22 protein-coding genes are annotated in these 22,767 nt (G+C 73.9%); 16 read left to right on the top strand and 6 right to left on the bottom strand.

What is annotated here, in order from left to right; genetic code table 11:
- Positions 1-100: 100 nt before the first annotated feature.
- From ACLFMI_RS17870 to ACLFMI_RS17860, 3 genes are all read right to left on the bottom strand, one after another.
- Positions 101-1,537: an MFS transporter gene (locus tag ACLFMI_RS17870; protein WP_410949018.1), complete on the bottom strand. Its 1,437-nt coding sequence runs from the start codon at positions 1,535-1,537 to the stop codon at positions 101-103.
- 136 nt (positions 1,538-1,673) lie between these two features.
- Positions 1,674-2,708, bottom strand: coding sequence for a family 43 glycosylhydrolase (locus tag ACLFMI_RS17865; protein WP_410949017.1), 1,035 nt, complete (start codon positions 2,706-2,708; stop codon positions 1,674-1,676).
- A gap of 136 nt (positions 2,709-2,844) precedes the next feature.
- Positions 2,845-3,282, bottom strand: coding sequence for a PPOX class F420-dependent oxidoreductase (locus ACLFMI_RS17860; RefSeq protein ID WP_410949016.1), 438 nt, complete (start codon positions 3,280-3,282; stop codon positions 2,845-2,847).
- A 125-nt stretch (positions 3,283-3,407) separates the two neighbouring features.
- On the opposite strand from ACLFMI_RS17860, the gene ACLFMI_RS17855 reads away from it, so the two are divergent.
- The 11 genes from ACLFMI_RS17855 to dapA all read left to right on the top strand — a co-directional run bounded on the left by ACLFMI_RS17855 (position 3,408) and on the right by dapA (position 13,330).
- Positions 3,408-4,619, top strand: coding sequence for an MFS transporter (locus ACLFMI_RS17855; RefSeq protein WP_410949015.1), 1,212 nt, complete (start codon positions 3,408-3,410; stop codon positions 4,617-4,619).
- Positions 4,616-5,134: a hypothetical protein gene (locus tag ACLFMI_RS17850; RefSeq protein WP_410949014.1), complete on the top strand. Its 519-nt coding sequence runs from the start codon at positions 4,616-4,618 to the stop codon at positions 5,132-5,134. Before ACLFMI_RS17855 ends, ACLFMI_RS17850 begins: the two co-directional genes overlap by 4 nt.
- Before the next feature lie 52 nt (positions 5,135-5,186).
- Positions 5,187-7,823: a valine--tRNA ligase gene (locus ACLFMI_RS17845; protein ID WP_410949013.1), complete on the top strand. Its 2,637-nt coding sequence runs from the start codon at positions 5,187-5,189 to the stop codon at positions 7,821-7,823.
- Between the two features lie 3 nt (positions 7,824-7,826).
- Positions 7,827-9,473: a bifunctional folylpolyglutamate synthase/dihydrofolate synthase gene (locus tag ACLFMI_RS17840; RefSeq protein WP_410949012.1), complete on the top strand. Its 1,647-nt coding sequence runs from the start codon at positions 7,827-7,829 to the stop codon at positions 9,471-9,473.
- 5 nt (positions 9,474-9,478) lie between these two features.
- Complete coding sequence (locus ACLFMI_RS17835) at positions 9,479-9,880, top strand: DUF4233 domain-containing protein (protein ID WP_410949122.1); 402 nt, start codon at positions 9,479-9,481, stop codon at positions 9,878-9,880.
- 45 nt (positions 9,881-9,925) lie between these two features.
- A complete protein-coding gene (locus ACLFMI_RS17830; RefSeq protein WP_410949011.1) occupies positions 9,926-10,126 on the top strand; it encodes a ribbon-helix-helix protein, CopG family in 201 nt (66 codons plus the stop codon).
- Positions 10,123-10,512, top strand: a complete 390-nt coding sequence (locus tag ACLFMI_RS17825) for a type II toxin-antitoxin system death-on-curing family toxin (protein WP_410949010.1) — start codon at positions 10,123-10,125, stop codon at positions 10,510-10,512. The genes ACLFMI_RS17830 and ACLFMI_RS17825 overlap by 4 nt, the downstream gene beginning before the upstream one ends.
- Before the next feature lie 47 nt (positions 10,513-10,559).
- Positions 10,560-10,970: a nucleoside-diphosphate kinase gene (gene ndk / locus ACLFMI_RS17820; RefSeq protein WP_410949009.1), complete on the top strand. Its 411-nt coding sequence runs from the start codon at positions 10,560-10,562 to the stop codon at positions 10,968-10,970.
- On the top strand, positions 10,967-11,491 hold the full coding sequence (locus ACLFMI_RS17815) for a GNAT family N-acetyltransferase (protein WP_410949008.1): 525 nt from the start codon (positions 10,967-10,969) through the stop codon (positions 11,489-11,491). Before ndk ends, ACLFMI_RS17815 begins: the two co-directional genes overlap by 4 nt.
- A 126-nt stretch (positions 11,492-11,617) precedes the next feature.
- Positions 11,618-12,394: a hypothetical protein gene (locus tag ACLFMI_RS17810; protein WP_410949007.1), complete on the top strand. Its 777-nt coding sequence runs from the start codon at positions 11,618-11,620 to the stop codon at positions 12,392-12,394.
- Between the two features lie 57 nt (positions 12,395-12,451).
- Positions 12,452-13,330 carry a 4-hydroxy-tetrahydrodipicolinate synthase gene (gene dapA / locus ACLFMI_RS17805; RefSeq protein WP_410949006.1) on the top strand — a complete coding sequence of 293 codons (879 nt, stop codon included), beginning with the start codon at positions 12,452-12,454 and terminating at the stop codon, positions 13,328-13,330.
- 85 nt (positions 13,331-13,415) lie between these two features.
- On the opposite strand, the gene ACLFMI_RS17800 is transcribed toward dapA, so the two are convergent.
- Entirely contained in the window at positions 13,416-14,243 is an 828-nt protein-coding gene (locus tag ACLFMI_RS17800; RefSeq protein WP_410949005.1) for a MerR family transcriptional regulator, read from the bottom strand.
- 88 nt (positions 14,244-14,331) lie between these two features.
- Here ACLFMI_RS17800 and ACLFMI_RS17795 point away from each other — a divergent pair, with 88 nt between their 5' ends.
- The 3 genes from ACLFMI_RS17795 to ACLFMI_RS17785 all read left to right on the top strand — a co-directional run bounded on the left by ACLFMI_RS17795 (position 14,332) and on the right by ACLFMI_RS17785 (position 17,251).
- Positions 14,332-15,390 (top strand): ferredoxin reductase, encoded by a 1,059-nt coding sequence (locus ACLFMI_RS17795; protein ID WP_410949004.1) that lies wholly within the window; start codon positions 14,332-14,334, stop codon positions 15,388-15,390.
- A gap of 11 nt (positions 15,391-15,401) precedes the next feature.
- On the top strand, positions 15,402-16,589 hold the full coding sequence (locus ACLFMI_RS17790) for a fatty acid desaturase family protein (RefSeq protein ID WP_410949003.1): 1,188 nt from the start codon (positions 15,402-15,404) through the stop codon (positions 16,587-16,589).
- A 419-nt stretch (positions 16,590-17,008) separates the two neighbouring features.
- Positions 17,009-17,251, top strand: a complete 243-nt coding sequence (locus tag ACLFMI_RS17785) for a hypothetical protein (RefSeq protein ID WP_410949002.1) — start codon at positions 17,009-17,011, stop codon at positions 17,249-17,251.
- On the opposite strand, the gene ACLFMI_RS17780 is transcribed toward ACLFMI_RS17785, so the two are convergent.
- The gene (locus ACLFMI_RS17780; RefSeq protein ID WP_410949001.1) at positions 17,182-18,357 is read right to left on the bottom strand and encodes an acyl-CoA dehydrogenase family protein; all 1,176 of its coding nucleotides are present in this window, start codon (positions 18,355-18,357) and stop codon (positions 17,182-17,184) included. The genes ACLFMI_RS17785 and ACLFMI_RS17780 overlap by 70 nt on opposite strands.
- A 208-nt stretch (positions 18,358-18,565) precedes the next feature.
- On the opposite strand from ACLFMI_RS17780, the gene ACLFMI_RS17775 reads away from it, so the two are divergent.
- On the top strand, positions 18,566-20,569 hold the full coding sequence (locus tag ACLFMI_RS17775; protein ID WP_410949000.1) for a TIGR03960 family B12-binding radical SAM protein: 2,004 nt from the start codon (positions 18,566-18,568) through the stop codon (positions 20,567-20,569).
- The gene (locus ACLFMI_RS17770; RefSeq protein WP_410948999.1) at positions 20,562-21,140 is read left to right on the top strand and encodes a GNAT family N-acetyltransferase; all 579 of its coding nucleotides are present in this window, start codon (positions 20,562-20,564) and stop codon (positions 21,138-21,140) included. Before ACLFMI_RS17775 ends, ACLFMI_RS17770 begins: the two co-directional genes overlap by 8 nt.
- A gap of 22 nt (positions 21,141-21,162) precedes the next feature.
- On the opposite strand, the gene ACLFMI_RS17765 is transcribed toward ACLFMI_RS17770, so the two are convergent.
- The gene (locus ACLFMI_RS17765) at positions 21,163-22,701 is read right to left on the bottom strand and encodes a hypothetical protein (protein ID WP_410948998.1); all 1,539 of its coding nucleotides are present in this window, start codon (positions 22,699-22,701) and stop codon (positions 21,163-21,165) included.
- Between the last annotated feature and the right edge of the window lie 66 nt (positions 22,702-22,767).

Here is a 22,767-nt window from a genome sequence, read left to right as displayed (position 1 = left end):
GGCGCACCCGTGCCCGGGCTTCGCACCGCGTGGCCCGGCGTCACACCTGTTGCGGCGGGTGTGACGGCCGCGAAGGGGTGTGCAGCGGGGGCGGAGGTTGTCAGGCGGCGGCGCAGGCCGGATCGGTCGCGGGGCACGCGGCGGCCGGGGTCGGCACGGTGCCGGCGGGGGTCTGCTCGACGGTCGCGGACTCCCGGTAGGCGGCGCGCAGCCGCCGGTACGGGCCACTGGTCAGGGCGGTGACGGTCAGGACCAGGCCGATCAGCCCGGTCACCACGAACACCAGGGCGATCGCCCTGGCCGTCCCGGTGCCGAACCAGTCGCCGATCAGCCGGGCCCCGGCGCCGTCGGTCATGAACGGCACCACCCACAGCTCGGTGACCGGGGCCAGCAGGAACGCGGTCAGCGGTGACGCGGCCTGCTCGACGCTCTGCGCGAACCCGAACACCCGGCCCTGACGGCCGTAGGGGACCACCCGTTGCAGCACCGTCTGCTCGGCCGCCTCGGCGTAGGGCATCAGCAACATGAACACCACCATCCCGATCGTGAGCAGCACGATCGAGGCCTGCAACGGGAACAGCATCGTCGTCGTCCACAGGACGGCGTTGACCAGCAGCAGCGTCCGCACCGGCTGCGCACCGAGCCCGGTCCGGGCCACCAGCAGCCCGCCGACGATCACGCCGGTGGACAGCGCGCCCCACAGCAGCCCCCACGCCTGCACCGACATCATCGTCAGGCCGTAGGGGTCCATCAGCGCCATGAACACCCCGCCGAGCAGGTTGTTCACGCAGCTGAACACGATCAGTGCGGGCAGCCCTGGGACGCCGCGGACGATCCGGAGCGTCCCGCGCAGGTCCACGCCGTCGCCGGCACCGCCGGTCCGCGCGGGCGCGGGCTCGGGCACCCGGATCCGGGCCAGGTGCAGCAGCGACGCCGCCAGCGCGACGATCCCGAGCAGCAGCACCGAGCGCATCCCGTCGACGGCCACCAGCAGCCCGGACAGCACCGACGTCACCAGGAACGAGACGCCGGTCGCGGTCCCGACCAGGCCGTTCGCCCGGTCCCGCAGGCCGGCCGGGATCAGCAACGTCACCAGGGTGGGCATCGCGACGGTCCGCAGGTTGCCGGTGATCACACCGGCCATCAGCAGCACGACGAACCCCCACAGCAGCGGGCTCGCCGGGTCCCGGAACCCGGCCGCAGGGGTCGACAGCAGGATCGCCAGGCAGCCCAGGTAGATCGCCGCCGACACCGCGGCCGATGCCTGCATGACCGTCCGCTTGCGGAACCGGTCGACCAGGCTGCCGAACCAGATCCCGGTCAGGCTCGTCGCGGCCAGGAAGATGCCCGCGATGATCCCGGTCGCCAGCACCGACCCGGTCTCCAGGAACACCCAGAACGTCACCGCGAACCAGATCGTGAAGTTCACGACCGACACCGTCAGGGTGCCGGCGACGAGGTGCGCGAACACCCGCTGCGTGCCGTGTCGCAGGTCCAGCGCCGGCGCCGTCCCGGTCGTCGTTCCCTCGTGGGACACGTCCCTCACCCCGTCCTGATCGTCCGTCGTGGTGGGGGACCACGCGGCGCCCGCGAACTCATCGGTCGGGCGGGACGCTAGGAACTGCACTCGACTTCAGGTCAAGCTTCGGGTCAGGCTCGCGGGCGCAGGGAGGTCAGGTGACCGGTACCGGGTGCGGGGCGGGCCCGGTGAGGGTGGGAGCGATCCGGCCGAACCGGCCCTCGGGGGTGATCGGGAGCCGGTCCAGGGTGACCTCGCGGTGCGTGCCGTCGCCGCCGGGGATCGCGAAGCGGTGGTAGGCGTAGAACCACTCGTCGGTGCCGGGGATCCGCAGCACCGAGCCGTGCCCGGGCCCGCGGACGCCCTGACGCAGATCCTTGGCGAGGATCACCCCGTGGTCGGTGAACGGGCCGGTCGGGCTCGGCGCAGTCGCGTAGCCGACCCGGTAGTCCTCGGAGCGGAAGTCCCCGATCGACCAGGTCAGGTGGTAGGTCCCGGCCCGGTAGGTCATGTGCAGGCCCTCGCCGAACCCGTCCAGCCCCTCGATCACCTGGATCTTCGCCGGGTCGAACGAGGTCATGTCCGGGTTCAGCGGGACGACGTGCGCCTGGCCGTTGCCCCAGTACAGGTAGCGGGTGCCGTCCGGAGCGGCGAGCACCGCCGGATCGATTGCCGCGCCGCGGCCGCCCGGGTTGGACGGCACCAGCGGGCGCCCGCTGTCGGTGAACGGGCCCAGCGGGGAGTCGGCGACCGCGACGCCGATCTTCGTGTCACCGGTGAAGTAGAGGTACCAGCGGCCGTCCCGCTCGGCGATCTCCGGCGCCCAGGCGAGCTCGTCCGCCCATTCGACGTCGGGGCCGAGCCGCAGCACCTCGCCCCGGTTCCGCCAGCTGACCAGGTCCCGCGAGGTCCAGACGGTGAACGACGCGTCGGCCGCGCCGTCGCCGTCGGTGGTCGGGTACATGTAGTACGTCCGCCCGGAGACGGCGATCGTGGGGTCCGCGTAGTAGCCGCCCAGCGCCTGGCCGCCGACCGGGCGGCGCGGCGCGGGGTCGGTATCGGGAGCCGGGGCCGGGGTGGCGGGTTCCGTCGCGGTGGCGGGCGCGCCGACCGCGGCCGGCGCGATGCCGGCGGTCAGGGCGAGCGCGGTGGCGAGGACGGCCAGCACCGGGAGACGGGATCGCGACACCGGGCCACCGTGACGGCCGGGCGCGGCCGCCCGCGCCCGGGCACGCCGGGCACCGGACGGGTCCACCCGGCCGGGCGACCGCCGCCGCCGCCGCGCGCCGGGCGCGGGTGCGGCTCCGTCTGCGGCTGCCGGGGAGCTACGTCGTCATGTCCAGCACGGCGTTGACCTTCGTCGGCCGGATCCGGACGGCGAGCTCGCCCGGCACGCCGTTGCGCCGGCCGAACTCCTCGGCGCGGTCGGCACCCATGTAGCGGCCACCGATCGCGGTCGCGGTGCGCTCCAGCTCCGCCGGGTCGTCGCTGGTCGTCGCGACGCCCTGGACCTGCACGAACGCGTACGGCGGGGCCTGCAGGTCGGCGGTCAGCACCAGCCGCGGATCGCGCGCGATCGCGCGCCCCTTGGCGGTGTCCGCACCGGTGTTGAAGACGATCCCGCCGCCGGAGACCACGAACCAGACCGGCGCGACGAGCGGGCGCCCGTCGGCGGCCGTCCAGCCGAGCATGCCGGTGCGGGTGCCCTCGGAGAGGAACTCGACGACCTCGGGGGACAGGCTGGCGGTGGTGTCGGCGCTCACGTCCGCCGAGCCTACGGCGGAAACCGGAATGAGGCGGGCGCCGGAGGTGGTTAGCGTCGGCGACCGGGTTCCGGCGGCCACCACGCCGGGCGAGCCCGCGGCGTCGGGAGGGGTTCGGGAGAGGTATGACCTGTGCGACCGACACCGGCGCGGTCACCGGCACCGGCCGGGCTCGAGTGCCCCGGGTGGTCACCGTGCTCGCCCTGAGCATCTTCGTGCTCGGCACCAGCGAGTTCGTGATCACCGGGCTGCTCCCGGAGATGGCCGGGGACCTCGGCGTCTCGGTCCCCGAGGTCGGCTACCTGATCTCGGCGTTCGCCGTCGGGATGATCGTCGGAGCACCCGTGATGGCGGTCGCGACGCTGCGCCTGCCGCGGCGCACCACGCTGGTCGCGATGCTGCTCGTGGTGATCGCGGCGCACGTGCTCGCCGCGGTGACCACCAGCTACCCGCTGCTCGTCGCGATCCGGGTGCTGACGGCGGTGGCGACCGGCGGATTCTGGGCGGTCGCCGCGGTCGTGACCGTGTCGTCCGTGCGGCCGGGGGACCGGGCGCGGGCGCTGTCCCGGCTGCTGGCGGGGCTGACCGTGTCGAACGTCGTCGGCATCCCGCTGGGCACCGTGGTCGGCCAGCAGTTCGGCTGGCGGGCCACGTTCTGGCTGATCGCGGTGCTCGCGGTGGCCGGGCTGGCCGGCGTGCTGGCGATGGTGCCGGGCGGGCGGCCGTCCGGCCGGGCTCCGGGTCTGGCCGCCGAGACCGCGGCGTTCCGGCGCGGCCGGTTGTGGCTCGCGCTCGGCACCACCGCGCTCTACCAGGCCGGCATGATCGCGATGCTGGCCTACCTGGCCCCGCTGCTGATCGACGTCGCCGGACTCGAACCGGGCGGGGTGCCCGCGGTCCAGTTCGGTGCCGGCATCGGCTCGCTGGCCGGGATCACCGTCGGCGGCCGGTTCGCCGACGCGTACCCGTGGCCGACGCTCTTCGCGGCGCTGACCGGTGCGGGGGTGCTGCTCGCCGCGCTCGGGCTCACCGCGCCGCTGCCGGGTGCCGCGCCGGCGCTCGCGGTCGGGCTCGGGTTCATCGCGTTCATGGCCGCCGCCCCGCTGAACGCGCGGGTGTTCGCCCTGGCCGGGGCGGCGCCGACGCTGGCCAGCGCGACCAACACCTCGGCGTTCAACGTCGGCAACTCGCTGGGCCCGGCGCTGGGCGGCGTCGTCATCGCCGCCGGCTGGGGCCTGACCTCGCCGTCGCTGATCGGGGTCGGCCTGACGGCGGGCGCGATCGCGCTGGCGCTGGTGTCCCGGTCGGCCGACCGGCGGCTCGGAGCGCCCGGATGAGGCCCGGGCCGCAGCGGGCCGGCCGGCGGTTGCTCGCCCAGGTCGACGGCGTCTCATGCGGTCCGTCGGTGCTGGTCGCGACGGCCGCACTGACCGGCTCGGGCTGGCCGGGCGCGGTGGCGGGGCGGTTCGGCCGGGCGCAGCGGCTCGCGCACCGGCAGGCGAACCGCTGGTGGCCGCGCGCGCTCGGCACGACGCCGTTCGGGATGCGACGGTGGCTGCACCGGCACGCCCCGGCCGCCGGGCGGTTCCGGATCCGGCCCTGGAGCTCCGCCACCTCCGGCGCGGTCGCGGCCGCCGCCGCGGCCGGGCACCCGGTCCCGCTGCTGGTCGGCTCGGTGTGGCTGCCCCGGCACTGGGTGCTGGTCATCCGGGTCGGTGAGCGGGGCTGGGAGGTCTACGAGCCGTCGTCCGGGGAGGTCCGGCTGCTCGCCCCGGGGACGCTCGCCACCCGGTCCGCGACGCCCGTGCTCGGGTGGCCCCGGGCGTACTGCGCGCTGGTCCCGAGACCGTGAGCCGGGCGCGGGGGCCCGGGAACCTGTCGGTGTCGCCTCGTAGACTTGACATGTGACCGAGACCCTGCCATCGCGTACTGCCGACCTGCCCGCCAAGTGGACCCCGGGCGAGGTAGAGGGCGACATGTACCGCCGCTGGGTCGAGCGCGGGTACTTCGAGGCCGACCCGGCGTCCGAGAAGCCGCCGTTCTGCATCGTCATCCCGCCGCCGAACGTCACCGGCAGCCTGCACCTCGGCCACGCGATGGACCACACGCTGATCGACGTGCTGACCCGGCGCCGCCGGATGCTGGGCTACGACGCGTTGTGGCTGCCCGGCATGGACCATGCCGGCATCGCCACCCAGTCGGTCGTCGAGCGGCGGATGGCCGCGGCGGGCGAGCCGGACCGGCACGCGATCGGGCGGGAGTCGTTCGTCGAGAAGGTCTGGGAGTGGAAGGCCGAGTCCGGCGGGTCGATCCTGGGCCAGATGGAGCGCCTGGGGGACGGCGTCGACTGGTCCCGCGAGCGCTTCACCCTCGACGACGGGCTGTCCCGCGCGGTCGCCACCGTCTTCAAGCGGATGTTCGAGGACGGGCTGATCTACCGGGCCGAGCGCCTGGTCAACTGGTCCCCGGCGCTGCGTTCGGCGATCTCGGACATCGAGGTCGACCACATCGAGGTCTCCGGTGAGCTGGTCTCCATGCGCTACGGGGACGGGGACGCCTCGGTCGTCGTCGCCACCACCCGGGTCGAGACGATGCTGGGCGACACCGCGGTCGCGGTGCACCCCGGGGACGAGCGGTACGCCGCCCTGGTCGGTACCGAGATCGAGATGCCGATCACCGGCAGGCGGATCCCGGTGATCGCGGACGAGTACGTCGACCCGGAGTTCGGCTCCGGCGCGGTCAAGATCACCCCGGCGCACGACCCGAACGACTTCGAGGTCGGCCGCCGGCACGACCTGCCGATGCCCACGATCATGGACGAGACCGGCACGATCGCCGGCTCCGGCACCCGGTTCGACGGGATGGACCGGTACGAGGCGCGCGCCGCGATCAGCGAGGAGCTGCGCGCACAGGGCCGGATCGTCGTCGAGAAGCGGCCCTACCTGCACTCGGTCGGGCACTGCTCGCGCACCGGCGTCCCGATCGAGCCGCGGCTGAGCCTGCAGTGGTTCGTGCGCGTCGAGCCGCTGGCCCGCTCGGCCGGGGACGCGGTCCGCTCCGGGGCGACCGTGCTGCACCCGGAGGAGCAGGAGAGGCGCTTCTTCGACTGGGTCGACAACATGCACGACTGGACCATCAGCCGTCAGCTGTGGTGGGGGCACCGGATCCCGGTCTGGTACGGCCCGGCCGGTGAGGTCGTCTGCGTCGGACCGGACGAGGAGCCGCCGAGCGGCGAGGGCTGGCGGCAGGACTCGGACGTCCTCGACACCTGGTTCTCCTCCGGGCTGTGGCCGTTCTCCACGCTCGGCTGGCCGGACGAGACCCCGGACCTGGAGCGCTACTACCCGAACTCGGTGCTGGTCACCGGCTACGACATCCTGTTCTTCTGGGTCGTCCGGATGATGATGTTCGGGACGTACGCGATGGGCGAGACCCCGTTCCGGGACGTCTACCTGCACGGCCTGATCCGGGACGAGCACGGCAAGAAGATGTCCAAGTCCAAGGGCAACGTGATCGACCCGCTGGACCTGATGGCCGACTACGGTGCCGACGCGCTGCGGTTCACGATCGCCCGCGGCTCCAACCCGGGCACCGACATGTCGCTGTCGCCGGAGTGGGTCGCCGGATCGCGGAACTTCACCACGAAGCTCTGGAACATCACCCGGTTCGCGCTGGCGAAGGGGGCCGACGCCGCGGCGTCGCTGCCCGCCGAGGCCGACCGCACCGACGCCGACCGCTGGATCCTCGGCCGGCTCGGCGAGGTCCGGGAGCAGACCGACGAGCTGCTCGAGAGCTACCAGTTCGCGAAGGCCACCGAGGGGCTCTACCACTTCGCGTGGGACGACCTGGCCGACTGGTACGTCGAGCTGGCCAAGCCCCAGCTGGACGACCCGGCCACCGTGGACGGCACCCGCGCCGTCCTCGGCCACGTCCTCGACGTCCTGCTGCGGCTGCTGCACCCGATCACCCCGTTCGTCACCGAGGCGCTGTGGACGGTGCTGACCGGGCGGGAGACGGTGGTCACCGCGGCCTGGCCGAGGGCCGGGGAGGCCGGCGCCCCGGTCGATCGGGCGGCGCTCGCCCGGGTCACCGACACCCAGAAGGTGATCACCGAGGTCCGCCGGTTCCGCACCGAGCAGGGCCTGCCGGACCGCAAGTCGGTCGCGGCGCGGCTGGTCGGGCTGGATGCCGCGGGGCTGTCCGCGCACAGGCCCGCGGTCCGGTTCCTCACCCGACTGGACGAGGCCGGGCCGGAGTTCGCGGCCACCGCCACGTTCGAGGTCGCGACCTCGGGCGGGCCGGTCACCGTCGAGCTGGACACCTCGGGGGCGATCGACGTCGCCGCCGAGCGGGCCCGGCTGGGCAAGGACCTTGCCACCGCCGAGAAGGAGCGGGACCAGGCCGACAAGAAGCTGGGCAACCCGAAGTTCACCGAGAAGGCACCGGCCGACGTCGTCGACGGGATCCGGGCCCGGCGGGAGACCGCCGTCGCCGACATCGAGCGGATCACCGCGCGGCTGGCCGCGCTGCGGGAGGCCTGAGACGTGCCACGCGAGGACGACGAGTACGACCAGTTCGACGAGCAGGACTCACCGACGTACGGCGGGGACCGCTGGGCCGAGGGCGGGTTCGGCGCGGACGGCGAGTCCGACGAGCCGGCCCCGGCGGCCGAGCCGGGTGACGAGGACCGGGACGAGGACGAGGACCGGTCCGACGCCGCCGCGCGCGAGGACGACGCCGCCGAGCCGGAGAAGGACGCGCAGGAGGCGGTGATCGCGGCCGTCCTGGAGGAGATCCGCGGCGGTGACACCCCGGACGTGGTGCCCGCGCAGTCATCGGTCACCGGTTACGCCGAGTTCCTGGCCGTCGAGGCGGCCCTGGACCGGCGCTGGCCGGAGACGACGATCGAGCCGTCGCTGGACCGGATCAACGCGCTCTGCGACGCCCTCGGCGAGCCGCAGCACGGCTACCCGGTGGTGCACCTGACCGGCACCAACGGCAAGACCTCGACATCCCGGATGATCGACGCGCTGCTCACCGAGGTGGGCCTGCGCACCGGCCGCTACACGAGCCCGCACCTGCAGCGGGCCACCGAGCGGATCAACCTGGACAACCGGCCGATCACCCCCGAGCGCTACGTCGGGACCTACCGCGAGGTGGAGCCGCTGATCGAGCTGGTCGACGCCAAGCGCGGCGAGGGGCCGGAGCTGAGCAAGTTCGAGGTGCTCACCGCGATGGCGTTCGCGTCGTTCGCCGACGCGCCGGTCGAGGCCGCCGTGATCGAGGTCGGCCTCGGCGGGCGGTGGGACGCGACCAACGTCGCGGACGGCGACGTGGCGGTGGTCCTGCCGATCGGCCTCGACCACGCCGAGTACCTCGGTGACGACGTGCTCGACATCGCCCGGGAGAAGGCCGGGATCATCAAACCCGGCTCGGTCGCGGTGCTCGCGGCGCAGGACAAGCAGGTCGCCGAGGTGCTCATCGAGCGCTGCGCCGAGGTCGACGCGCAGGTGGCCCGGGAGGGCGCCGAGTTCGGCGTCCGGGAGCGGGAGCTCGCCGTCGGCGGGCAGCGGCTGGAGCTGCAGGGGCTGTCGGGGCGCTACGACGACGTGTTCCTGCCACTGCACGGCGAGCACCAGGCGTCGAACGCGGCGGTCGCGCTCGCCGCCGCCGAGGCGCTGATCGGGGCCGGTACCGGGCAGCCGCTGGATCCGGAGGCGGTGCGCGCCGCGTTCGCGTCGATCCGGTCCCCTGGGCGGCTGGAGCCGGTGCAGGGTGGCCCGGACACCCCGACGGTGCTGCTCGACGCCGCGCACAACCCCGCCGGTGCGAGGGCCCTGGCCACGGCGCTGACCGGGGAGTTCCGGTTCACCCGGCTGGTCGGGGTGGTCGGCGTGCTGCGGGGCAAGGACGCGCGCGGGATCCTCGAGGGGCTCGAGCCGGTGCTGCACGAGGTCGTGGTGACGACGAACTCCTCGCCGCGGGCGATGGACCCGGACGAGCTGGGCGCACTGGCCACCGAGGTGTTCGGCTCGGACCGGGTCAGCGTCGAGCCGTCGCTGCAGCAGGCGATCGACGAGGGCGTCGAGCTGGCCGAGGAGGCCGGCGAGTCCGGCGTCGGCGTCGTGGTGACCGGGTCGGTGGTGACCGCGGGCGAGGCCCGGTCGCTGTTCGGCAAGGAGCCCGAGTGAGCGAGATGCCCGGGGTTCCGGAGGGTGTGCGCCCGCCGCCGAAGGATCCGATGAAGGGCGCCCGCGGCGTGTTCGCCGCGACGCTGATCCTCGAGGCGATCGTCGTGCTGCTGGCGTTGCTGGTGGTGCCCCGTTTCGGGGGCGGCTCGAGCGGGCTCGGGGCCGGCGTGGTCGGCGCGCTGGCGCTGGCGATGATCCTCGCTTCCGGGGTGCAGCGGCGGTCCTGGGGGCTGCCCGCCGCGCTCGTGCTGCAGGTGCTGCTGATCGTCGCCGGGTTCGTGTTCGTGCCCGCGCTCGGGATCGTCGGGTTGGTGTTCGCGGTCGTCTGGGCGGTCCTGGTCTGGATGCGCCGGGAGGTGGCGCGCCGGATGGCGGCCGGGACGCTGCCGTCGCAGCAGGACGGCTGAGCTCCGGAGACCCGGTATCGCATCCGGTATCATCACGGCGTTGCCATGACCCTGCGACTCACCGACGACGAGACCGACGCGCTCCGCCGGCGTGCGGAGGCCGAGGACCGTTCGATGCAGGAGATCGCCCGTGCCGCGGTCCGGGAGTACGTCGAGCGGCACGACCGCACCGATGACGTCGATCGCGCGGCGGCCTGGGTGACCGAGAACTTCCGGGAGGCACTCGACCGGCTCGGCCGGGCGTGACCCGCTACCTCGACCTGACCAACGTCCTCCGGTTCGCCGAGGCCGCACTCGGCGAGAAGCCGGCGGTGCGGGATTTCGGCCTGCTCGAATCGGCCCTGGCCCGGTCGGCGACGACCCTGCTCGGCCGGGACGCCTATCCGGGCCTCCACCTCAAGGCCGCCGCGCTGCTGCAGAGCCTCTGCGCCAACGATGCTCTGGTGGACGGGAACAAGAGGCTGGCCTGGGCCGCCACGGCGGTGTTCCTCGTCCTGAACGGCGCGCGGCCACGTGTGGACCAGGACGCGGTGTTCGACCTGGTCGTGGCGGTGTCCGAGGGCGGCATGCGGGATCTGGACCGGATCGCCGCGGCGATCGTGGACCTGACGGGCGGGCCGGTGGGTGCGTGATGGTGGCGGTGCAAGGACCGTCACGCACCGTCGTTACCCTGAGCGGCGTGACTGAACGCACTCTCGTCCTGGTCAAGCCCGACGGGGTCCAGCGCAAGCTCGTCGGTGAGATCGTCTCCCGGATCGAGCGCAAGGGCCTCGACCTGGTCGCGCTGGACCTGCGCATCGTCGACCGTGAACTGGCCGCCCAGCACTACGCCGAGCACGACGGCAAGCCCTTCTTCGAAGACCTCCTCGCCTTCATCACCTCCGGCCCGGTGCTGGCCGCCGTCGTCGATGGCCCGCGGGCGATCGCCGCGTGGCGGCAGGTGGCCGGCGGCACCGACCCGGTGGAGAAGGCCGCCCCGGGCAGCGTCCGCGGCGACCTCGCCCTGGAGACCGGTTCCAACCTGGTGCACGGCTCGGACTCCGCGGAGTCGGCCGACCGGGAGATCAAGCTCTGGTTCCCGAACCTGTGACCTCGGGCGGCCCGGTGCCCCGCCGGGTCGCCGATCCGCACCCGGACGCCGCCCGTGCACTGGGCGAGCTCTGGATCGCCGTCACCGAGGCCGGTGGCGCCGTCGACTTCGTGGCCGGCTGGGATCCCGGTGAGATCCGGGACCTCGCCGCCGCGACGATCGAGGAGGTCCGTTCCGGAACCGCCCGGATGCTGGTCCTCGGCGCCGAGACCGACCCGGACGGTACCGTGTTCCTCGTCCGCGGCACCGGGATCGCCGCGCACCGCGCCGACGTCCAGCGGCTGATGGTCCGGCCGGGCCTGCAGGGACGCGGGCTGGGCAGCGTCCTGCTGGCCGCGGCGGTGGCGGAGGGCGCCGGGATGGGCGTCGAGATGCTCACCCTCGGGGCCCGCGGCGGCACCGCGCTCCCGGCGTTCTACGCCGCCCGCGGGTTCGTCGAGTACGGGCGGCTGCCCCGCGGGGTGCGGCTCTCCGCCGAGGACGCCCGCGACGTGCACCTGTTCGTCCACCCGCTTCGCTGAGCGGAGCTTGCGGAGCGAATATCAGCGCTGAGCGGAGCTTGCGGAGCGAACATCAGCGTGCACTCCCGGTCCGGGCGCCCGCCGGGCCGAATGGCAGGGTCGGGCGCGGGGCGCCACCATGTGCGCATGACGGTGCTCACCCCGCGCCCGACCACCGCCGATCTCGTCCGTGGTGTGGTCGTGGCGGTCCTGGCGATCGTGCAGGTGCTGGTGGCCGCGCTGGCCGGGTCGGGGATCGGCGAGGTCGCGCGGTCCTACGAGACCCCGCTGCTCGCGGCCGGGTGGGCGTTCTCGATCTGGGGCCTGATCTACCTCGGCTTCCTGGTGCAGGCCGGGTTCGGACTGCTCCCCGGCCGGCGCGGTCGGGAGATCCAGCGCAGGGTCGGCTGGTGGCTCGCGGCCTCGGCGGTGCTGAACCCGCTGTGGATCGTGGCGTTCTCCGCCCGCGCGGTCGTGACCGCCCAGGTCGTGCTGATCGCACTGGTGGTGGTGCTGGCGGTGGCGTTCTCCCGGATGTCCCGGGACCCGGCGACCGGCCGCGCCGAGCGGCTCGCCCTCCGGCTGCCGATCGCGATCTACCTCGGCTGGTCGTCGGGTGCGCTGGTGCTGGGCCTGATGGCCGCGGGTGTCGCGGTCGGGCTACCCGACGCCGGCGCCCTGCCGCAGACCGCGGCCGTCCTGCTGCTGGTGATCCTCGCCGCCGTCGTGCTGTCGGTGGTCGGCTCCGCCACCGGGATCGCCGGGTTCGCCGCCGGGGTCGTGTGGGCACTCGCCGGGGTGGCCGCGAACGACCGGCCGATCGCGGTGACCGTCGTCGCGGTGCTGGCCGCGGTGGTGATCGCGGTGCAGACCGTCCGCCGGATCCGTCGCTCGGTGCAGCCGGCCCGGATCGCGCTCGGGTAGCCGCGCCGAGCTTGCTACCGTCGCCGGGTCGTCGTCAGCCGTGCCGGGGAGGCCAGCGTGATCACTGGAAGCATCGTCGCGATCGTGACCCCGATGCGTGACGACGGCGAGGTCGACCACACGGCTCTCGGCGAGCTCGTCGAGCGCCAGATCGCCGCCGGCACCTCGGCGATCGTGTCGGTCGGCACCACCGGCGAGTCCTCGACGCTGTCGGTGCTGGAGCACACCGAGGTCATGCGGCGCACGATCGAGGTCGCGAAGGGCCGCGTCCCGGTCATCGCCGGAACCGGTGCGAACTCCACCGACGAGGCGATCCACCTGACCCGCTCCGCACGGGCGGCAGGCGCCGACGGCGCGCTGCTGGTCACCCCGTACTACAACAAGCCTCCGCAGGAGGGCCTGTACCAGCACTTCAAGCGGGTCGCCGAGACCGTCGCGATCCCGCAGTACCTCTACAACGTCCCCGGCCGGACGGCCTGCGACCTGCTGCCCTCCACGGTGGCGCGGCTGGCCGAGATCCCGAACATCGTCGGGCTGAAGGAGGCCAAGGGCGATCTGGACCGGGTCCGCGAGCTGGTCGCGCTCGACCGGGGCGACTTCGCGCTCTACTCCGGCGACGACGGCACCGCCCGCGCCTCCATGCTGGCCGGGTTCCACGGCGACATCTCGGTGACCGCGAACGTCGCTCCGGAGACGATGGCCCGGATGTGCAAGGCCGCCGTCGCCGGCGACGACGAGACCGCCGCCGGGCTCGACGCCGACCTGGCGGGGCTGCACGCGGCGCTGTTCTCCGAGCCGAACCCGATCCCGGTGAAGTGGGCGCTCGCCGAGCTGGGGCTGATGTCGGGCGGGATCCGGCTGCCGCTGGTCCCGCTGGACGAGTGGCACCACGAGGACGTCCGGGCGGCGATGCGGGCCGCGGGATTGATGAGTTGAGAACACAGGGAGCCCCAGCGGGCATGCGACGGGGCAGAGGCCGGCCTGGGGCTCTCGGGTCAGGGCTCTGACATGCCCCGATGACTCAGCTCCCGCCGTCCGAGGCCCCGCCGCCCGCGTCACCGGTGTCCGGCCCGGCGCTGGTGGTCCGCACGTTACGCACGATGTCCCGGCCGAAGGTGACGTCGACCCGCTCGGCCACGGCCAGCTCCAGCACCGCGATCATCACCTCGCCGGAGATCCGGCGCATCCGCTCGATCGTCTCGTAGACCCGGGGCCACTGGTCGTCCGGACGCCCGGAGGCGTCGAACGGCTGCCAGATCTCGCCGAGGAACAGGTCCACGTAGAGCTTCGCGACGGCGTCGGCGTGCTTGCGCAGCTGCTCGACCACGTCCAGTGAGCGGCTGATCGGGATGCCGAGGCCGGTCAGCTCGGCCGCGGCGTTCATCAGCCGGGGGCTGATCTCCTCGTAGGTGTCCTCGCCCAGCTCACGCAGCAGGCCCATCTTGACCCCGCGCTTGGCCAGCCCGGTGTCGGTCGTCTCGTAGCGCTGCGCCAGCTCGCCGAGCTGCACGATCTGCCGGTCCTCGGGCGCGAAGAGCTCCCGAACGGTCCGGATGAATTGCACCACCTGCTCGGTGGACCCGCCGGTGGTGTCGAGCAGCTTCTTGATGGTGTCGAGCTTGACGCCCTCGTCCTGCAGGTCCTGGATCAGCTCCAGCCGCGCGGCGTGACCGGGCCCGTAGTACCCGGTCCGGGCTCTGACCTGTGGGGCGGGCAGCAGCCCGCGGGACTGGTAGGCGCGGATGTTGCGCACCGTGACACCGCTGGCGCCGGCCAGCTCGTCGATGGTCTGCCAGCCCTCCAGGGCATCGGGCTCCTCGGACTCCTCGGCCCTCCCGGACTCCATCATGACATGCACTGTAGCAAGGGCACATGTGACACAGAGAACCGACGACTATGGTTTGCTATGTGACATCAAATTGTGCAGAGTCGATGTCATGTTCCGATCCGCCACTGCGGCGACCTCGCGACGCAGGCGCCTCCTGGACGCGGCGAGCGCGCTGACCACGCCGCTGCTGCCCGAGGACTTCCTGACCCTGTTCGACCCGCTGTGGTCGACCACCTCCCTGCGCGGCCGGGTGGTCGCCCGCCGCCGGGAGACCGACCGGGCCGTGTCGGTGACCATCGAGCCCGGCCGTGCCTGGGCCGGGCACCACGCCGGCCAGTACGTCGGTATCGGGGTCGACGTCGACGGCGTCCGGTACCGGCGGACCTACTCGCTGTCCGCGCCCGAGGGCGCCGACTACCTGACGGTGACCGTGCAGGAGGTCCCGGACGGGACCGTCTCCACGAAGCTGGTCCGTGACCTGCCGATCGGCACGATCGTCGAGCTGGAGCAGGCGGCGGGGGAGTTCACCCTGCCCGACCCGCTGCCGTCGAAGCTGCTGTTCGTCACCGCGGGCAGCGGGATCACCCCGGTGATGAGCATGCTCCGCACGCTGGACGCGCGCGACACGATGCCCGACACCGTGCTGGTGCACAGCGCGCGGACCCCGGACGACACGATCTTTGCCGCGGAGCTCGCCGGGCTGGCCGCCCGGCACCCGTCGTTGCGCGTGGTGTCGCGGCACACCTCGGTGACCGGCCGGCCGGACCCGGCGTCGCTGGACGCAGGCGTCCCGGACCGGGCCGAGCGCGCCGTGTACGCCTGCGGCCCGACCGGGCTGCTCGACGCCCTGACCGACGCCTGGGACGGCGTGACCGTCGAACGGTTCGCCTCGCCGGCCCGGGCGGCCGGTGGGGCTGGCGGCACCGTCGGCCTCGGGGACACCGAGGTCGAGGTGGCGCCCGGGCAGAGCCTGCTGGAGGCCGGGGAAGCAGCCGGCGAGCTCATGCCCAGCGGCTGCCGGATGGGCATCTGCTTCGGCTGCGTGCTCCCGCTGCGCGACGGCCGGGTCCGCGACCTGCGCACCGGCGAGCTGCACGGTGAACCCGGTGACCTCGTCCAGACCTGCATCAACGGTGCCGGCGGCCCCGCCCGCATCGACAACCCCTGAGGAGCACTCCCATGACCGCGACCGTCGAGACCCCGGTGAACCCCGCGACCGAGCCCGGCCCGGAGGTCACCAACCTGCAGCAGCAGCCGCAGCGCCCGGCGCTGGAGCTCGTCCCCTCCACCCGCCGCGAGGACGTCGTCGCGACGACGAACCTGACGCCCGAGCAGATCGAGGAGCTCGGCCGCCGGCTCGACACGATCCGGGACCGGGTACTGGCCGAGCGCGGCGAGTCGGACGCCGCCCACATCCGTGGCGTCGTGCAGAAGCAGCGCGCCCTGGAGCTCGGCGGCCGGGCGCTGCTGTTCGCCGGCGTGCTGCCCCCGGCCTGGATCGCCGGCACCGCCATGCTCTCGATCGCCAAGATCCTGGAGAACATGGAGATCGGGCACAACGTCATGCACGGCCAGTGGGACTGGATGCGCGATCCGAAGATCCACTCGTCGACCTGGGAGTGGGACAACGTCTCGTCCTCGGCCGAGTGGAAGCACTCGCACAACTACATGCACCACACCTACACCAACGTCGTCGGCAAGGACCGCGACGTCGGCTACGGGATCCTGCGGCTGTCCGAGGAGCAGCGCTGGAACCCGTACTACCTGGGAAACCCGCTCTACAACTTCCTCCTCTCGCTCTTCTTCGAGTACGGGGTCGCGCTGCACGACCTGGAGGTGGAGAAGGTCGTCGCGGGGCAGAAGCCGCTGTCGCGGGTGTGGCAGCAGGTCAAGTCGATCGGCCGCAAGACCGGCCGCCAGATCTTCAAGGACTACCTCGCGTTCCCGGCGCTGGCCGGGCCGTTCTGGGCGCCGGTGCTGGCCGGGAACGTCACCGCGAACCTGGTGCGCAACGTCTGGTCGCACGCGGTGATCTTCTGCGGGCACTTCCCGACCGGGGCGGTGCAGTTCGACGAGGAGCAGCTCGACGACGAGAGCCGCGGCGAGTGGTACGTCCGCCAGTTGCTCGGCTCGGCCAACCTCGACGGGGGCCGGTACTTCCACCTGATGACCGGCCAGCTCAGCTACCAGATCGAGCACCACCTGTTCCCGGACCTGCCCAGCAACCGCTACGCCGAGGTCGCGCCCGAGGTGCGCGCGCTCTGCGAGGAGTACGGGCTGGAGTACACGTCCGGCCCGCTGTGGAAGCAGTACCTGCAGGTCCTGGGCACGATCAACCGGTTGGCCCTGCCGAACGGGAAGCGCTGAACTCCGGTCGGCCCGAGCCTGCCGGGTGATCGTCGGACGAGTGCTGATCGGTGCCAACCATGGCACCGATCGGCACTCAGAAGATGATCACTTCGTCGCGCTCACCCGGGAAGGCGTCCAGAGCTCGAACGCCCGCCCGTCCCGGAACGCCGGCCCGGGGGAGACGCTCCGGTTCTGGCGGGCCCGGCGGCGGCGCAGCCAGCTGGACCTGGCTCTGGCGGCCAGGGTGTCGACCCGGCACCTGAGCTTCGTCGAGACCGGGCGCTCCGGGGCCAGCCGCGAGCTGCTCGGCGCGCTCGCCGAGGAGCTGGAGACGCCAGGTCCGGGTCACCGCGGCCCGCCTGCTCACCGCGCTGCCGGCCGAGTGCCGCGGCTACCCGGCACCGGACGAGGTCGCGCTGCCGGCACCGGGCGCGGACGTGCTGCTCCCGCTGCTGCTCGACACCCCGGACGGTCCGCTGGCGTTCCACTCCACGATGACGACGTTCGGTGCCCCGCACGACGTCACGCTCGCCGAGCTGGCGCTGGAGACCTTCCTGCCCGCCGACGACGCGACCCGGGCGGCGCTGCACGCCGCCGCGGCCGCCCGGGCTCAGGCAGAGGAGGAGGGTGCGGTCCCCGAGGACAGCGACAGCACCGGCACCGCGCCGTTGACGACGTAGTCGCCGACCACCCGCTGCTTGTAGATGATCGGGTTGTGCACGGCGATCGTGCGGGCGTTGCGCCAGTGCCGGTCCAGCGCCCGGTCGACGTCGACGGCGGAGGCGCCGCCAACCTCGAAGAGCTCCGAGGTCGCGTCCAGCACCATCTGCGGGACGACCGACTGGGCCCGGTAGACGTCGATCTCGGCGGCCGGACCGTGTGCCGGGTCGTCGATCGCCCGCTCCAGCGACGCGGCGGCGGCGCCGACCGTCGCCGCCGCGGTGAAGGCCGCCGCATCCAGCTTCCCGACGACCTGCTGGACCAGCGGGTCGTCTCGGGGCAGGTCCGCCGAGGCATAGGGCCAGCTGCGGCGCCGGTCCCGGACGTAGGCGGCCGCGTCGTCGGCGGCCCGCCGCGCGATCCCGGCCAGGGCGGCCAGCAGCACCAGCTGCAGCAGCGCCTGCCGGACCGGGACGTGCACCTCGGTGGGCGCGGGCCGGACCTCGGCCGGGTCGACCTCGACCCCGGTGAACCGGGTGGTCCCGCTGGCGGTCAGCTTCTGACCGAAGCCGCGCCAGTCGTCGACCTTCTCGACGCCCGGGGCGTGCGCGTCCACCAGCACGGTGACCCGGTTGCCGTCCGGATCGAGCGCGACGACGTCGACCAGATCGGCGTAGAGGGTGCCGGTGCAGTAGAACTTCTCGCCGTCGAGCAGCAGCCGCTCGCCGTCCCGGCGCAGCACGGTGGTCGAGGAGTTCTGCGCGACGCCGCCGCGCTCGGTGATGGCGTTGCCGACCAGCTTCCCGGAGGCGATCGCGGCCAGCCGGCGGCGCGAGACGTCGTCGTCGGCGGCCCGCCACAGCTCGGTGAAGGCGATGTGCGTGCGCAGCGCCTGCGGGATGTTCGGGTCGGCCGCGGCGAGCTCGACGAGCAGCCCGAACAGCTGGCTCACCGACGCCCCGGTGCCGCCGTCGGCGACCGGGACCCGCAGCGCGCCGAACCCGGCGGCGGCCAGCTCGGCGACCTCCTTCGACGGCAGCGTGCGGGTCAGCTCGCGCTCGACCGCCCCGGCGGCGATGTCGTCGAACAGCGGGCGGAACCGGGCGTGCAGCTCGGCGTCGGTCACGGAGGTCTCGGGGTTCACAGCGTTCACAGCACTCCCAGGTGTGGTCGGGTGTCCGGTCGCCGTGCTCGTGCCACCTCCGGTGCTCGCCGGCGTGATCGTCAGGGTAGGTGAGCGGACCCGTGGCGCACCGTGACCCGTGTCGCTCCCGGGGCGGGCTCGGTAAACCCCGCCGGTGCACATCGTGGCGACGCGGCTACCCTGGCGCAGCGTGGCACCCACCTCCGTCTTCCCCGCCCTGGAGCCGATCCTGCCCCGCGTCTCCAAGCCGGTGCAGTACGTCGGCGGTGAAGGGAACTCGCAGGTCAAGCCGTGGGACTCCGCGGCCGTCCGGTGGGCCCTGCTCTACCCGGACGCCTACGAGGTCGGCCTGCCCAACCAGGGCGTGCAGATCCTCTACGAGGTCCTCAACGAGCGGCCGGACGCGCTGGCCGAGCGCTGCTACGCGGTCTGGCCGGACCTCGAGCAGCTGATGCGGGAGAACGCCGTGCCGGCGTTCACCGTCGACGCGCACCACGCGATCGGCGACTTCGACCTGCTCGGCGTCTCGTTCTCCACCGAGCTCGGCTACACCAACCTGCTCACCACGCTCGACCTCGCCGGCACCCCGCTGCACGCCCGGGACCGGGACGCCACGCACCCGGTCGTCGTCGCCGGCGGGCACGCGGCGTTCAACCCGGAGCCGGTCGCCGACTTCGTCGACGTCGCCGCGCTGGGCGACGGCGAGGAGGTCGTCGGGGACATCACCGACGTCGTCCGGGTGTGGAAGGACGAGGGCCGGCCCGGCGGACGGCACGAGCTGCTGGTCCGGCTCTCCGGCACCCCGGGCTGCTACGTGCCCGCGCTCTACGACGTGGGCTACGCCGACGACGGCGGCATCGCCGCGGTGACGCCGGTCGGGGAGCGCGTCCCGGAGACGGTGCAGAAGCGCACCACGACCGAGCTGGACGACTGGCCGTACCCGAAACAGCCGCTGGTCCCGCTGGCGGAGACGGTGCACGAGCGGGCGTCGGTGGAGATCTTCCGTGGCTGCACCCGCGGTTGCCGGTTCTGCCAGGCCGGGATGATCACCCGCCCGGTCCGGGAACGGTCGCTGCAGGGCGTCGGCGAGATGGTCGACGCCTCCGTCCGCGCCTCCGGGTTCGACGAGGTCGGCCTGCTGTCGCTGTCGTCCGCCGACCACTCGGAGATCGCGGAGATCACCAAGGGGCTGGCCGACCGCTACGAGGGCACCAACACCTCGCTGTCGCTGCCGAGCACCCGGGTGGACGCATTCAACATCGACCTGGCGAACGAGATCTCGCGCAACGGCCGGCGCTCCGGGCTGACCTTCGCCCCCGAGGGCGGCTCCGAGCGGATCCGCCGCGTGATCAACAAGATGGTCTCCGAGGACGACCTGATCCGGACCTGCTCGGAGGCGTTCGCCCAGGGCTGGCGGCAGGTGAAGCTCTACTTCATGTGCGGCCTGCCGACCGAGACCGACGAGGACGTGCTGGAGATCGCCGGCATGGCCTACCGGGTCATCCAGGCCGGCCGGAAGGCGTCCGGACGCAACGACGTGCGCTGCACCATCTCGATCGGCGGGTTCGTCCCGAAACCGCACACCCCGTTCCAGTGGGCGTCCCAGTGCCACCCGGAGACCGTCGACGCCCGGCTGCGCAAGCTGCGCGAGGCCGTCAACGCCGACCGCAAGATCGGCCGCAACATCGGCATGCGCTACCACGACGGCGAGCCCTCGCTGATCGAGGGACTGCTCGCCCGCGGCGACCGCCGGGTCGGCGCGGTGATCGAGCGGGTGTGGCGCGAGGGCGGCCGGTTCGACGGCTGGTCCGAGCACTTCTCCTACGACCGCTGGGTGGACGCCGCGGCGCGGGAGCTGGAGCCGATGGGCGTGTCGCTGGAGTGGTTCACCACCCGCGAGCGCGGCCAGGACGAGATCCTGCCCTGGGACCACCTGGACTCCGGCCTGGAGAAGGACTGGCTCTGGGAGGACTGGCAGGAGGCCCTGGAGGGCCGCGAGCAGGACGACTGCCGCTGGACCCCGTGCTTCGACTGCGGGGTGTGCCCGTCCACCGGCACCGACATCGAGGTGGGTCCGAGCGGAACCACGCTCCTCCCGTTGACGGTCGTGAACCCGACCGCCTCGGGCACCCCGGTGGACGACGGCGGGTCCGCCGCGCCGGGGCCGGGGTCACGGCAGGGATCGGGTGGCTGAGGCGAGCGCCACCGACCACGGGCGGTCCAGCATCCCGGGCGCCGGGGCGCCCGAGCCCGACGGCTCGACCTGGGAGTTCGGCGGGCGACAGCTGCGGGTGCGGGTCGCCGACGAGCGCGACGTCGCCGCACTCGCCCGGCTGCGCCGGCAGTGGCTGGAGGAGCGGGCCGGCCGCCCGGTGACCGACCCGGGGTTCGAGGAGGCGTTCGCCGCCTGGTGGCGGGTCGAGCAGCCGCGCCGGGCGTTCTGGGTCGCCGAGGCCGGCAGCGACCGGGCCGGCTGGACCCCGGTCGGGTCGATCAACGTCCTGGAGACGGTGCAGATGCCGCGCCCCGGCGGCCGGGGCGCGCGCACCGGACAGGTCGGCAACGCGTTCGTGCTGTCCGGGTTCGCCGAGGCCGGGGTGCCGCGGGTGCTGCTGGGTGCGGTCGTCGCGCACGCCCGCGACCGCGGGTTCCGGCGGCTGATGCTCGCCCCGACCGCGGGCAGCGCCGCGTTCTACCGGCGGGCCGGGTTCGCGCCGGCCGGGGACTCGCTGCTGGTCGTCGACCCGCGGACCGTCGGGGTCTGACCACCGGCCACCGGCGGCCGGCTCAGGTCCGGAGCAGGGCCGGGTTGTCCAGCCGCTCGGCCCGGGCCCGCTGCTCCAGGGCGGCCTCGGCGTCGCCGAGCCGTGCCCGGTGCCGTACGGCACGTACCTCGTACTCCTCGAGCCCGACCCGGGCCGCGCGGGCCGCGAGCGTCCGGCTCTCGGCGATCGCCCCGGCCGGGTCGTAGCGGGCGGTGACCGTGCAGAGCGTGTCCCGCAGGTGCAGTTCGATCCAGCAGCAGACGTCGGCGTCGGCGACGAGGATGTGGCACGCGGCGCGTAGCGCCCCGGCGGCGCCGACCGGGTCGCCCCGGGCGGCCCGGGCCGCGGCGAGCCCGCGCGCGGTCAGCGCGATCCAGCAGGCGTCGTCGAGCACCTCGGCCAGGGTGAGCGCGTCCGCCAGCACCGCCTCCGCCTCGGCCGTGTGCCCGGCCCGGAGCAGCAGCTCACCGTGCAGCGCGTCCACCCACGGCCGCATCGCCGTCCATCGCTGCTCGGCGACCAGCCCGCGGGCCCGGGCCAGGTCGGCCTCGGCGCCCACCTCGTCGTCGCGCTGCAGCAGGGCCCGGGCCCGGATGGCGAGCGCGGCGGCGGCTGCCCGCGGTCGGTCCGCGGTCTCGGCCAGCTCGACGGCCCGGGTCAGCTCGGCCGGGGCGCCCGCCGAGCCGGGGGTGTCGACCAGGGCGAACCCCCGCACGTGCGCCACCCCGGCCTCGTCCCCGGGACGGCCGGCGGCGGCCACGGTGGCCCGGCCCAGCTCGGCGAGCGCGCCGGGCTGGTCCCCGGTGGCGGTCGCGACGAAGCCGAGCTCCCGACGGGCCAGCGCGGCGACGTCGGCCAGCCCCTCGCGGGTGGCCAGCCGGTCGGCCTCGCGCAGCGCGGCGGCGGCCCCCGGGTCGGTGCTGGCGACGGCGTGCACGATCCCGCGGCCGTAGTGGGCCAGCGCCCCGGCCAGGACGGCGTCGTCGTCGAGCACGCGGGCCCGGCGGACCGCCCCGGCCAACACGCGTGTGCCGTCCCGGGCCGCCCCGGCGTCCATCACGCGCTCGCCGACGAGGATCAGCTCCCGGACCGCCCCGCGGCCCGCCGGCGAGCACGGGCGGGCCCGTCGGGAGCGCTGTAGCCGGGCCCCGGCCGAGGCGAGGTCGCGCCGGCGCCCGTGCAGCCAGGCCACGAAACCGGGCACGTCCGGCTCGCATCCCTCCAGCAGCGGCAGGGTGGCCTCGGCGAGCGGCCAGCCGCCCGGGTCCCGGCCGGCGAGGACGTCGAGCACGTCCACCGTGACGCCCTCGGCCGGCACCGCCCGCAGCGGGTCCCCGCCCAGGACGACCGCGCCGCCGGTGGCCCGCCGGGCCCGGCTCAGCGTCCAGCGCAGCGCGGCGCCCGGATCGTCGGCGTCCGGGAACAGCAGCTCGACCACCCGGGTGCGGGGGACCGGTCCGGTGGAGCACAGCAGCAGGGCGAGCAGCGCCCACGGCTTGCGGCCCCGGGTGACCGGTGCCCCGGTCACCCCGGGCGGGCCGAGCAGCCGGACGACCGTCATGGGCCCTCCTCGGCGCCTGCCGGAGCGGAGCGTCCAGGATGGCACCACGGCCGCCCGGCGGGATTG

It is taken from the genome of Pseudonocardia nantongensis (assembly GCF_046546495.1).
Taxonomy (GTDB): domain Bacteria; phylum Actinomycetota; class Actinomycetes; order Mycobacteriales; family Pseudonocardiaceae; genus Pseudonocardia; species Pseudonocardia nantongensis.
This window is presented reverse-complemented; position numbering and strand designations above follow the sequence as displayed.